The following is a 12,060-nucleotide window of genomic DNA, read 5'->3' as shown; positions in this document are numbered from 1 at the left end:
ACGGTCCTTCGGGCACTCCGTGCCGGTCGACTCCTTATCCTTACCGATCCTTGCTATCACGCTCAGACTCGAGCCCGCCATGCAGCGAACTTCGCACTGACATCCAAAACAACAAACATGCCACGAAAAAGTGACGTTAAATCAGCCATATAAACCTCATTCAAACGCCACGACCAGGGCAAAACACACAAAGCGATAGGTGATTCCACACAATTCGCCCGGTTGTTTTAGATGCTAGAGGAGATGATGGACGCGTCCGTCATTGCCGCGTTTACTCAGGCGAGGCTAGGCGTGCCGTTCTTGCGGCGATATCCGATCGTGACTATGCCGGCCAGCGCGCTGCCGAACAACCAAACGGCGGCGGGAATAGGAACCGGAGCGGTGCTGATCAGCAGCCTGTATTCGGCGATATTCGATCCCCAATGCCCGACGCCGGCCCCACCCAAGTAGATCGAGTAAACCTGACCCGCCTCGGCCAGAAAGGTCAAACCGTTTACAGCGTCGACGGTGCCATCGTGCGTCAGATAGGTCAAACCAACTGTGCCGAACGGATTATCGGCTTCGTAAGGTCTCGGCGTCGCACATTCAGGACAATTCCAGGCGCCATGGTGGGAATAACTACCGGTATTGGTATCCATGCCGGTGAAAACGGTGATGCCGAAATTTTGAATGTCGTAACCGGTCCCCGTCACGACCGAGGGGTTCAGGGTCACCCACATGGTTTCGTGCGCCATGATCAAACCGATATCGGTCTGATGTTTCCAGCCGGTCGGCGTTGCGCTGGCATCCTGCCAAGCCCCTGCGCCGGTATCGATTTCCACAGTAACGCCATACCTCGCTAGCGCGTCCGCGCTCGAGATTTCCAGCGAGTCGCCCGCGTTATGAAGCTCGGCCGCCCAGTTGAGATGAGCTTTGCCGGCATAACCGAAAGGCAACGTGGTCGGGCTTTCGGTTCCCACCCATCCGGGTGACGCGACCGGATAAGACGGGTTTCCTACGCCGCCATACACCCAGCCATCCGTCTCCGAAGGATCGGTAGTGGTGAAGGTGTTGTACATGGTATGCGCCTCGGCAGAAACGGCGCCCACGGATAGGATGGTACCGGCGAGAGCTGTAGTTACCGCCTTTGCTAATTTGTTTTTGTTATAGGACATTGCAATTCCCTCATGCTGTTCTATGGAGTTTTGTCTCTGTTTCACATAGGCAGCGATGTCCACAATGCTTCCGACGAAAGCGGAAGCCATTGCGGTCTCCCCATCACCCAGGGAGGCGGCCCGGCCGTCTCGAATACTTCAGGGCACCGAGACCCGTGGCTTTCCGAACCCGCCTCACGGCGGGGGTGGCAGGCGCAAAAAGGCACTCCGTCCCGCTACGGTCCGACATCCACTCCTCCGGCATCGATATCCGGGTTTCCCGTAGCACGCAGTCCATCCGAATCTGAATTGGAATTCGAAAAGACCCTAAATCGGCAGCAATGACAGTGCCATATCTATGTTTTTGATTTGCAAGTATTTCTATGATTTGAACTCAAACACTGTGTTATTTCCCTTAGTTCGGCTCCGGGTATTCCCGCAGATGCTGAGCCGGAACCAGGGGCATTCGACGAAGCGTATCGTGTTCGTCTCTTGACGAGTTAGGCGCCAACGTCCTTAAACCGCTTTCCGAAAAATCTCAGTGAGAGCAATGCGCTGCCGAACAACCAGAACGCGGCGGGTATGGGTACCGGGGAAGATGTTATGGTCAGCACGTATTCGTCCCTGTCCAACATCCACGATCTTCCGCCGCTTCCGCCTAGGAAAATCGAATAAATCTTGCCTGCCTCCGCGAAGAACGTCAGACCATTGACCGCATCGACGTTTGCACTATGAGTCAGGTAAGTTAGGCCCGTGGTTCCGAATGGATTGTCGGCGGTGAAATCCAGAAGGTCGCTCGGTTTATTCCACACGGCGTGATGGCTGTAGTACGGGTCTTCCGTACCGTTGTCCAATCCGAGGTCCATGCCCTCGAAAATGGTGATGCCGAAATTAGCGATGACCGAGTTGACGCCCGAGAGATTCAGGGTGACGTATGCATCGACATGCGATCTGAATAGTCCGATATCGGTGTTATGCGACCAACCTTGCGGGGTCGCGGACGCGTCCTGCCAGGCCCCTTTGCCGGTATCGATGTCCGCAGCAACGCCGTACCTCGCTAGCGCGTCCGCTCTCGAAATTTCCAGCGAGTCGCCTGCAGCATGGAGTTCCGCCGCCCAATTCAGTGCCGCCCGCCCTGAATAACCGAACGGCAGCGTCGTTGGGCTGGCCGTTCCGACCCACCCGGGCGTTGCAACCGGATAAGTCGGGTTATTCGGGCCGCCATAGACCCAGCCGTCGGTACCTCCTTCGTCAGGAGCGGTTCCCGCGTTGTAAGTGTTGTACATGGTGTGTGCCGATGCCGCGTCAACAGCTGCTAAGGAGAGCACCGAGCCGGCAACGGCCGTCGCGATCGCTTTGGCTAGTCTGGTTTTTTTCATAAGGATTCCCGCACGTTGAAATTTGGGATAGGTTGCTGCCAACCTTCACGCCTCACTGCCCGGACGCTCTCAGCCGCGGCACAAAAGAGACATGGTGGTCGAATGCAAGGGACAGTTAACAAGTGTCATGCCAGTGTGCCTATCGAGATGACACAAAGCTTTCACGCGTCTGCAAGCTGCGCCGACACGGAAAATGAGGTATTTGCCCCAGCGTTTAGCGGCATAACACTCATGGAGTGAAAGTCGCGCGAGGAGGGGCCGGTTGCAGAAATGCGGTCTTGATAGTTAGGAATTCCTTTTTCCGACGCCAACCGGCCTTTGACCGAGGTTTATCGGCAGGAGATGGTCGCTCTACTTTGAGTCCTCAGTTGAAGCCGCCAACGGCCCACCCACGTTGCCGTCGACATCCACCCAAAGGTGCGGCAAGCCCATGGCTTCGAGCCAGGCGGGACCGTCCTTTTCCTTGAGCATGGCGATGGTCGACGCGCTGCCCGCCACCACACAGAAATCGCCCACGACGCTGACGGCAGCGAGATGTCGCACCGGCCAGCCGGTTTTGGGGTTCAGCACATGCCCGAATCGGACGCCTTCCACGACGATGCAGCGCTCATAGTCGCCGCTGCTCGCGACCGCGCCATCGCGCAAGGCCAGCGTCCTGATCATCGAACCTTTTTTTCGCGGATGAGAGATTCCGACGCGCCATGGATGACCGTCCGCTCGCGCGCCGATCAGCTTGATGTCGCCGCCCAAGTTGATGACGCCGTGGCGAACACCGGCGCTCCGGCACAAGGCCGCCGCCCGATCGACCGCGTATTCCTTGACGATCCCGCCGAAATCGAGCTCCATGCCGGGTACCGGAAATTCGAGCACCGGCGGCTCCCAGCGCAGCTTGTGCCAGCCGATCCGCTCAAGCAAGCCGCGCACCTGGGTATCGTCCGGCAAACTACCCTGTTCGAAGCGCCACGCCCGGCGCAAAATGCCGGAGGTGATGTCGAAAAGTCCGTCGCTCTGCTCGTAACAGGTCGCTGCATAATTCAGCAAGCCTGCCGTTTCCTCATCCACTGTAATCCGACCGCCTTCGGCGGCAACCCTATTGATGGCGGACAACAGGCTATCGCTCCGATAGCGCGAATAGCGCGCTTCCAAGCGACGCACATCGGTAATCGCCAAATCTGAAATCCGCTTCGCCTCGGCGAAGGTTTCAGCGAAAAGCTGGATTTCGCATGGGCTACCCATCGCTTTGAAGGGAAAGCGAAAATACTTTTCGTCGGAATTCAAGGCTTTTCCAGAAGGGCTTGCCCAGTCCTGCGCTTGCTTCGTCGGCACGTCCTATACCCAGCACCACCTAGGACGTACCAAGCTAAACGGGCTCACTTCGGTCTCGAACGATGGGCATGGCCTATGAGCTTTGGCAGCCCCGACAAGACGACAACCCATCCGGCCCATCAAAATGTGTAGTTCCAGGTAACCGCCAAGGTCCCAGTACGCTCCAACTGGAAACCATTGACATCGTCCGACAGCGGCTGCAGCCATTCAACGCTGAGACTGTGACCAGCGAAATCGCCGTGGGGCACAGAAAGGTTGAGACCGAACCCTATATCCCAATAATGTCCACCGTAATTGGTGGGGAAGTCGACCGACGCGCTGGTCGCATGCTTGCGGTTGAACTGGCCACGGATCGAGCCCTGAACGGTGTAGACGCCGCGCACAGAAGCGGACAGCCAATCCGAAAAGCTATAGCCGCCCCAAGCGGTAGTCTGGAACATATCGCCCAAGGCATAACCTAGTTCATTCCTGCCTTCGAGCCGCTTGATGCCGCTCACCTGCGCGCCCCAGAACCATTTGTCCGCCTGTCCGAGATAGGTCAAGCTGGGCTTGAAATCCCAGGTGCCGCTGCCGAGCTGCATGCCGTAATCCAGCAACTCGCCGTCCTCCGTCGCCCCGCCGTCCACGGTCATGGCGACGTCGCCCGTTGGCGCGCTCAGCCCCAAGCCTAGGTTGAGGCGATGGCCTGACGTACCGAACAGTTTGATCAACGCCACCATCAAAGTATCGCCGAAGCCGTCGCTACTGTGCCCGCCGCCGTGCCCGTCGTCTTCCCGAGCCCCCGGCAGTTGCTTCAGTTCCATATCCATGTCGACGATCTGGGGCATGACCATTAAAGTCAACCAGTCGGTCGGCGCGTACATGACGTCCAGCATGTGCATGTGCATGGTCATGTCTTTCGGCCGGGAAAGGCATCCGAGATCGCCGCAGGCCCGGCTGATGAGCGTCTCGTTTCCGACCGTCCCGTTACCGTTCAACATGTTTCTTGACTGATTGCTGTACATATAGCGATACCCGACCATGAGACTGTCGGCCTGATCCATCATGTGGCCGACCATGATACCGGCGGGCATGTGACTCCCGTGATGGTGCGAGCCGTGATCGTGATGTCCGCTCGCGAACGAACCGGGCGCGGAGAGATTGACATTGAGGCCGGCATGAGCCAGGAAGTAATTGAAGTCGGCATAGTCGCCCGCACCGCCGCCTCCGAGTTTCAAATCCCCTGCGTGGCTGTAATACTCGAATCCCGCTTCGAGCCGGATGCCCTTGGTGAACTGCTTGCTGAACGTGATCCCGCCGCTCAAGGCGCCGAACCCGGACAGGCGAAAATCGCTCGAATAATAGCCGTCGGCTCGCGGCGCAAGGAAATAGGGGGCGAAGAAGTCGGCCTGTGATTGCGAGTAATAACGGATGCTCGGCATCGCCATGATCCCGAACGGCAGCGGCTGATACCACTTCAACTCGAAGGTATGGGAATCGATGCCCCAGTCGTCGAAATAGTATCGGTAATCGAAATGCAAGGACGCATCCAGTGCCGGTATATGGCGGTTCAAACGGCCTGAAAACGACCATTGATTGCGTTCGTCCGGACGTCTCTCGCGAAACAGCTCAATTCCCACTACTTCGAGATCGGTTATCGATTTCCAGTCGATCTTGCCCTTAGCCTGCCACAGGTCATAGTATTCCTCGGGCGTGATTTCCCCACGTATATATACGAACTTATATGGATTGGTCAGATAACCGCTCTGGTTGGTATAGTTAGCGGAAAACTGAAACAAGGTGTTCTTGTCCAGGATCTGCGCGATGCTGGCGCTGAAACCGTGGAAAACGCTCTCCTCGCGCAAATCAGGGTAGTTGGGCGAATCATCACCGCTATGTGAGTGACCATCCTCCGCCGAATGAACGACGCCTCGGGTAATCTCATTGCTGGTCAAGCTGTAACCGACGGACACGGTGGTATGTTTCTGATTGAACTCGTGGCTTAGATTGATCGTGCCGAAGGTCGACTTGAAATCAGGTTCGTGCGAATAGCCTCCTGAGACCGCAAGGGTTGCATCGTCGAAATAATACTTGGCACCGAACACCGGCATGGTCCGAGTTTCTCGGGGCTGCCTCTGGAATCTTTGAACCGTTTTAGTGCCCTTAGGAACCATGGTGTTGAGTACGGAGCGGAACTGCTCTATGGCGACGAGTCGGAAGAGTCGCTGGATTTCCTTTGCTAACGCAGCATCCCAAGCCTGTTGCTCCGGAGTTCGTTCGGTCGGCAGGGTGACCCCGGAGAGCTTGATGTTGTCGAGCTCCATGGCAAATCGTTTCCCGTCCGTCGGGGTCAGCGGATAGCCTTTGAAATGGATCCAGAAGGCGTTGATATTCTTAAACGCCTCGTCCAGCTCCAATCGGCCGTCGAAGCCGTTAGCGACCGTTTGATAGGCGACCCGGGTGGGATAATTGGTGCCGTCGCCGGAGGCGAGGTCCGGATTCAGTGCGGTGTTGAAGCCAAGGATTTCCCAAACGTCATCGGGACCATTGTCGCGATTCCCAGCCCTGAGAGGAGCCAGGAAATCCATGGAATCGAGACTGAACGCGCTGCCGTCGATAGCGCGGATGTAAATGCCCGACGAATCGGCATGGTAGCCAAGCCTGAAATCAGGTTTCTCAGGGTCCTCAGGGTCCTCGGCTTCGTTTTGATGCAGATGAGCGATCGGATTGGTCGGATCGGCTACGATGCCGATGGCAAAGCGGTCTTCGTAATAGCATCCATTACCGGCGGTTCCGGGGCAGTTGCCGCCGGCGACGGGCTCGTTGCCGTCGGCGACGGGCTTGATGTTGGCATGACCGGCATAGGACCCGAACATCATGTCTTCGAAATCGATCGTCACCGTTCCGGGAATCGTAGGCGGCGATGGCGGAGAGAGAGGCTCCGGGTTTTCTACCTTCCAACGCTCTAACGCCGCGTCCATTTCCGGCGCTAGGGCTTGTCCCGTATCCACGAATTTCTTGAAGGCGTTGAGTCCTCCGAGGATCGTCAACCCACCTGCGGTAACGCCTTCTGAGGCAGCCGAAACAACATCGGCCGGCGTCGGCGTGCTAGCAGGGGTTCCGTCCGCGTTTTGTTTGTACTTGGGCTGATCCGCCATGGTCGCCGGCATGCTGAACGCCGGCGTTGCCCCACTGTAGGTATCGCGATCGATGCTGAAGGTGAACTCGAGGCGGTCGGAAATCGGAATGACAAAGTCGCCATGAGTGACTTCCACCTGCATCCGATTATCGCTTTCTTCGTAATATCCGAAATGGACGTTTGCCTGCGCTTGGGAGACCGGGACCGCAGCGGAAGCATCCATGCCTGGTAGAGCGAGAGCGGCAGTCGTCAGGGCGAGCAACGCTTTCGGCTTTTCCGTTTTGACACGCATTGCTCACGTCCTTTTCGTCGGTAGGACGGTGAGAATAAGGTCGCCAACAAAGAATCGCCGAGCTAGAGCGAGCCGACGTCGGACGAACTGCAAGAAGGCCGGCCTTCCCTTGCAGACACCGCTTGAACCAGGCTGATACGACAGGCGAGATGGATACCTCCTTTTCCCGCAGAAGGACTGTCCCGCTGGCGCAGCGCGGCGAACAAACCGGCGGAGCGACGGCGAAAACGGTTCAGTTACAGCCACAGCCGCCCCCGGTGCCGCCGTGACCACCTTGGGACGCTTCCTTGCTGCTGAAAATATGGTCTCGCAGTCGAGTCAGATTTGGATCCGGGGTAATGGACATCTGCTCCTTGGCCAAGGTACCCCTTTCCCACGGAGCCACGCTGGTGCAGCCTTGGCAGAAACCGAAGACAAGAAAAAGGATCGGTGTTCCAAGATGCGAACACCGAAGCGTCCGGAAGACCTTCATCTCACTCTCCCAAGAGCGTGTTCACTTGCTTGCGGAGGAAATCCTGATCCTCGTCGCGGTAGCCAAGATGAACCACGCGGACCTTGCCTTGCCGATCGACGAGGTACGAGGACGGCATGGCCTTGACATCGAATATGCGCGGGCATTCGCCCGAGGAATCGAACGCCGTGACGTAATTCACGGGGTGGGCTTCGAGGTATCGCAGAGCGTCCTCGGTGTTCTCGTCGACATTGATGGCGACGACTTCGAATCCGTCTTTCAGATGTTGGTTGCGCAATCCGTTAAAAAAGGGCATGGACTTCTTGCAGGGAGGGCACCAGGTGGCCCAGAAATCGATCAGCAAAACTTTTCCTTGGTAAGCTCCGAGATTCAGCTTTTCGCTATTCCCAGGTAATACCGCGGGGCATTCGGGCACGGACATTCCTTGTTGAACGGCATGAACCGATGCGCTGCTCCCGAGCAGCAGAAGAATCGATAAGAGGTGTCTTTTCATTGTTCTGTGCGTAAATCCCCGGTAACGGACTGTTCACCGTCGCCCGTTTCAGCACGGACCGTGCCATCGGTTCCGCGCACATATCCTCGACACCGATACCGGACGGTTTTTGCTTTCAAATTCACACTCCAGCGTACCTACCGGAGGCTTCACGCGTCGTCGGCTTGTTCGGCGCGGGTGAACTGCCGATGCTTCTGTCTGAGGCTTATCACGCATCAAAACGCTTGAAATGCCACACCCACGCCTGACCGTGCGGCCAAGACCGATGCTCGGGAGAATGTCGTACAAATCATGAGGTTTACGGTGTTTGGGTGAAATGGATGCTAAGACGACGAGCAGCACTGGTGCGTGGTATGTAATTTGCTCGTTACTGCGCCGGAGGTCGACCGCTGTAGCTGTAGAAGGAGCAAACACGGCGGCACTCTCGCCTGATTCAGCCTAAAGCCGGCTGTATCGGCGCTTCCATGGACCGAATGTCCGTTTGGCATTTGTCGCCCGGAAATTCCGTGGTTCCTGGAGAGTCGTGCGCCTCTGCCGAACGGAGATACCGGATTCACAACCACAGGTTTACAGGAGATTTAAATGACGACGTCAAAAACAATCTTAGGGTTGGCGTTTTCGGCGCTGGCCTTGACTACCGGCAGCGCTAGCGCCGCTATAGTTGATCCCGTAACCATAGATTTCGAAGGCATGGCCTTCGGGTCCTATGCCGGTCATGCCAACATCGAGCCCGTCGCCGGCGGCAACTGCCCCGGAGCCGGCGGTAATGGATGCTATTACGAAGACGGCTTTGCCATCGGCATCGTAGCCGATCCGACCAATCCGATCGCTCATGTGCATCAAAACGAAGCCGAGGACTTTAGTTTCCTGCTCGGCTACCATGCCGATTCGTCGGGCATTTACATCCGCGCTATCGACGGCAGCGCGTTCAGCCTCCAGTCCTTAGATTTCCACGCCCCCCTCAGGGCTGGGAATCGCGACAATGGTCCCGATGACGTTTGGGAAATCCTCGGTTTCAACACCGCATTGAATCCGGACCTCGCATCCGGCGACGGCACCAATTATCCCACCCGGGTTGCTTATCAAACGGTCGCCAACGGCTTCGACGGCACGTTGGAGCTGGACGAGGCGTTTAACAATATCAACGCCTTCTGGATCCATTACAAGGGCTATCCGCTGACCCCGGCGGACGGGAAACGATTTGCCATGGAGCTCGACAACATCGTGTTGGGCGCTCCCGTCAGCGCCGTCCCCATTCCCGCCGCGGTTTGGCTGTTCGGTACCGGGCTAATGGGTCTGGTATCGCTCGGCAGACGGAAAGCGGGCGCAGCAAACGCCTGATTTGACAAAGAGCGGGTAGCCCGAATAAGGGCGATTGAATGGGATCCGAGGAAACACCGCCAGATCCCGTTTCGCTACATCCGAGCTACCCGAGCCGGGGTTAGGGATTGTCTTCCCTACCCCGCTTTTTTTGAACATCGCTAGGCCTTTCGAGCGACGGAACTTGGAGGGGGGTCCCGGGCGCTGGTTTCTTCGAGGTGAAAAATGCGAATTAGCGATTACATCGTATTGGGAGGATTCCTGTTTGCGGCGCACTCAGCCTTGGCCCACGGACCCGAGCCCTTACCATTGCAAAAGGTACCCATTCCCCCTGTACCGGGTCTTTTGGACGGTCCCGATCCCATAGTCGTCGATAAAAACATGGCGATCGCCCTTGGCAAGGCGCTTTTCTGGGATATGAACGTCGGCAGCGACGGCATGGCCTGTGCCTCGTGTCATTTCCATGCCGGAGCGGACCGGCGCGTCAAGAACCAGCTCAATCCCGGGGACAAGAGTAGCAAGCCGACCGGTCAGACGTTCGAAGCGCTGCCGTCAGGCTCCGGGGGGCCCAATTACACTTTGACTCGCCGGGACTTCCCGACTTTCCGGTTCAACGATCCCTTGAATCAGGAAAGCGGAGTCGCGTTCTCGACCGACGATGTGGTTTCTTCATCCGGCACGTTCAGCGGCAAATTTACCGGCGCTTCGACATTCAGCGGAACCAACGACCAGTGCATCCCAAGCGACGACCCCGCTTTTCACGTCAACCACGTTCGGACGAGACGGGTCGAGCCGCGGAACACGCCCACCGTCATCAACGCCGTATTCAACCACCGGAATTTCTGGGATGGTCGCGCTAATAACATCTTCAACGGCAGCAGCCCATGGGGCGATCGCGACCCCGACGCCGGCGTCTGGATAAAAGTCAACGCCCGGACCGTGGTCAAGCAACGCTTGCGCCTGGAAAACTCCTCACTCGCCTCGCAGGCGGTGGCGCCGCCTTTAAGCGATTCCGAAATGGGTTGCAGGGAGCGGTCTTGGCCCGACATCGGAAGAAAACTATTGCTGCGCCAGCCTTTGCAGTATCAGAAAGTGCATCACGAAGACAGCGTTCTGGGGCCCTTCAGCCTCAGTTCGGAGGGAAATCTTAAGCCGGGTCTGAACACCACTTACAAGAACATGATCATGCAGGCGTTCAACCCGAAATTCTGGTCTTACACCGGCATCGGTCCATTCGGCGGACCGCCTGGGCAAATGCCGTACAACCAGATGGAAGCCAACTTTGCCATGTTTTTCGGCATAGCGATTCAGCTTTATGAATCCACGCTGATATCGGATCAGGCGCCGATCGATCTAACCCCTCGTGACCCAGTGACACATGAGCCTACCTGGGAAGGCATGGGCAAAACGCCGGAGGAAATCGCTGCGTTAAAAGATGGATTCAATGCCTTTCTCAGCAACCACTGCAACCTGTGTCATGGAGGACCGACCATGACGACCGCCGCGCTAGTCACGAATAGCATGTTGGTGACGCCAACACCCGGCAAGTTTTTCGGTCCGGATCATCACCTGATCCCGTACGGCCCGGATGCTCTGGGTTTTATGGGAGGAGCTGCAGCTGCCGGTATCAACCGGTATGTCAATCTCGTAACCCGCGATACCATGGCGGGCGGTCAACGCCTGATCGACATGGGATTCGCCAATACCGGAGTGCGCGACCCGGATGAGGATCCCGGCGTCGGCGGCGTCGACGATTTCGGCAATCCTTTGTCGTATGCCGATCAGTACGTGCAGTACCTACTGGGCAATTACTCTGAAATCGTCGACCCCGGTATCGATACCGTCCGCAGCTGCGATTTTCTGTCGCCATTGGCAGGCAACGTCAATACCGTCGTTCCCACGGTCTTTACCGCACCCGACGGAATTGAGCTTGACGGCAGCAGAGAAGGCGTTTTGCGCAATCAAAACTGCCTCAACCCAACCCGTAGCTATATTCCTACCATTGCAGCCGCGAACGCCGCTCTCGTTTCGGCCCCCGCCAAGCTGGCCGTGGCCAAGAAAGCGGTTTTCAAGATACCAGGCTTACGTAACGTCGAACTGACGGGACCTTATATGCATAACGGCAGCATGGCGACCTTGGAGGAAGTAATCGAGTTTTACGCGCGTCACGGCAATGTTGACAATCCGGATAAGCAATCCTTCGTGAACGCCATAAACTTGGCTCCCAGTCCTACCCATCGCGCCAACTTGGTTGCCTTCTTGAAAACCTTTACCGACGACCGCGTACGCTACGAAAGGGCGCCGTTCGATCACCCGGAAATCTTCATTCCCAATGGACACACAGGGGATCACCAATCGGTGGCCGCGGGTAATCCCGTGCATCCGAGTTTGGCCGCGGACGATACTTTGACGATACCGGCGGTCGGCGCAAACGGTCGGCCGGATCCGATTCGTCCATTCGAGGATTATCTAGATCCCTAATCGGGCCGATACCGACCGGGGTTACACCGAGGTAAGCCGGGCCTTC

8 protein-coding genes and 1 riboswitch are annotated in these 12,060 nt (G+C 57.2%); of the genes, 2 read left to right on the top strand and 6 right to left on the bottom strand.

Going from position 1 to position 12,060, the window contains the following annotated elements; all coding sequences use genetic code 11:
* Positions 1-275: 275 nt before the first annotated feature.
* The 6 genes from QEN43_RS05140 to QEN43_RS05115 all read right to left on the bottom strand — a co-directional run bounded on the left by QEN43_RS05140 (position 276) and on the right by QEN43_RS05115 (position 8,213).
* Positions 276-1,154 carry a VPLPA-CTERM sorting domain-containing protein gene (locus tag QEN43_RS05140; RefSeq protein ID WP_317963770.1) on the bottom strand — a complete coding sequence of 293 codons (879 nt, stop codon included), beginning with the start codon at positions 1,152-1,154 and terminating at the stop codon, positions 276-278.
* Between the two features lie 111 nt (positions 1,155-1,265).
* Positions 1,266-1,354, bottom strand: a riboswitch (cyclic di-GMP riboswitch).
* Positions 1,355-1,633: 279 nt separating this feature from the next.
* Complete coding sequence (locus tag QEN43_RS05135; RefSeq protein ID WP_026608972.1) at positions 1,634-2,512, bottom strand: hypothetical protein; 879 nt, start codon at positions 2,510-2,512, stop codon at positions 1,634-1,636.
* A gap of 351 nt (positions 2,513-2,863) precedes the next feature.
* Positions 2,864-3,748 carry an FAD:protein FMN transferase gene (locus QEN43_RS05130; protein ID WP_036268385.1) on the bottom strand — a complete coding sequence of 295 codons (885 nt, stop codon included), beginning with the start codon at positions 3,746-3,748 and terminating at the stop codon, positions 2,864-2,866.
* Between the two features lie 209 nt (positions 3,749-3,957).
* Entirely contained in the window at positions 3,958-7,248 is a 3,291-nt protein-coding gene (locus QEN43_RS05125) for a DUF3570 domain-containing protein (RefSeq protein ID WP_317963769.1), read from the bottom strand.
* A 232-nt stretch (positions 7,249-7,480) separates the two neighbouring features.
* On the bottom strand, positions 7,481-7,720 hold the full coding sequence (locus QEN43_RS05120; protein WP_317963768.1) for a DUF4266 domain-containing protein: 240 nt from the start codon (positions 7,718-7,720) through the stop codon (positions 7,481-7,483).
* Position 7,721: 1 nt separating this feature from the next.
* Entirely contained in the window at positions 7,722-8,213 is a 492-nt protein-coding gene (locus tag QEN43_RS05115) for a TlpA family protein disulfide reductase (RefSeq protein ID WP_317963767.1), read from the bottom strand.
* Positions 8,214-8,795: 582 nt separating this feature from the next.
* Here QEN43_RS05115 and QEN43_RS05110 point away from each other — a divergent pair.
* A complete protein-coding gene (locus tag QEN43_RS05110) occupies positions 8,796-9,554 on the top strand; it encodes a VPLPA-CTERM sorting domain-containing protein (RefSeq protein WP_317963766.1) in 759 nt (252 codons plus the stop codon).
* A 204-nt stretch (positions 9,555-9,758) separates the two neighbouring features.
* The gene (locus QEN43_RS05105) at positions 9,759-12,014 is read left to right on the top strand and encodes a cytochrome c peroxidase (RefSeq protein WP_026608967.1); all 2,256 of its coding nucleotides are present in this window, start codon (positions 9,759-9,761) and stop codon (positions 12,012-12,014) included.
* The last annotated feature ends 46 nt before the right edge of the window (positions 12,015-12,060 follow it).

Origin of the sequence: Methylocaldum szegediense, assembly GCF_949769195.1 — a bacterium.
Taxonomy (GTDB): domain Bacteria; phylum Pseudomonadota; class Gammaproteobacteria; order Methylococcales; family Methylococcaceae; genus Methylocaldum; species Methylocaldum szegediense.
Note: the sequence above shows the minus strand (reverse complement) of the source record. Positions and strands in the feature narration are given on the sequence as shown.

Bases quoted from the DNA above. Each gene is read 5' to 3' on its own strand.
- QEN43_RS05135 (WP_026608972.1), bottom strand. From the start codon at position 2,512: ATGAAAAAAACCAGACTAGCCAAAGCGATCGCGACGGCCGTTGCCGGC.
- QEN43_RS05115 (WP_317963767.1), bottom strand. From the start codon at position 8,213: ATGAAAAGACACCTCTTATCGATTCTTCTGCTGCTCGGGAGCAGCGCA.
- QEN43_RS05105 (WP_026608967.1), top strand. From the start codon at position 9,759: ATGCGAATTAGCGATTACATCGTATTGGGAGGATTCCTGTTTGCGGCG.
- QEN43_RS05140 (WP_317963770.1), bottom strand. From the start codon at position 1,154: ATGTCCTATAACAAAAACAAATTAGCAAAGGCGGTAACTACAGCTCTC.
- QEN43_RS05110 (WP_317963766.1), top strand. From the start codon at position 8,796: ATGACGACGTCAAAAACAATCTTAGGGTTGGCGTTTTCGGCGCTGGCC.
- QEN43_RS05125 (WP_317963769.1), bottom strand. From the start codon at position 7,248: ATGCGTGTCAAAACGGAAAAGCCGAAAGCGTTGCTCGCCCTGACGACT.
- QEN43_RS05120 (WP_317963768.1), bottom strand. From the start codon at position 7,720: ATGAAGGTCTTCCGGACGCTTCGGTGTTCGCATCTTGGAACACCGATC.
- QEN43_RS05130 (WP_036268385.1), bottom strand. From the start codon at position 3,748: ATGGGTAGCCCATGCGAAATCCAGCTTTTCGCTGAAACCTTCGCCGAG.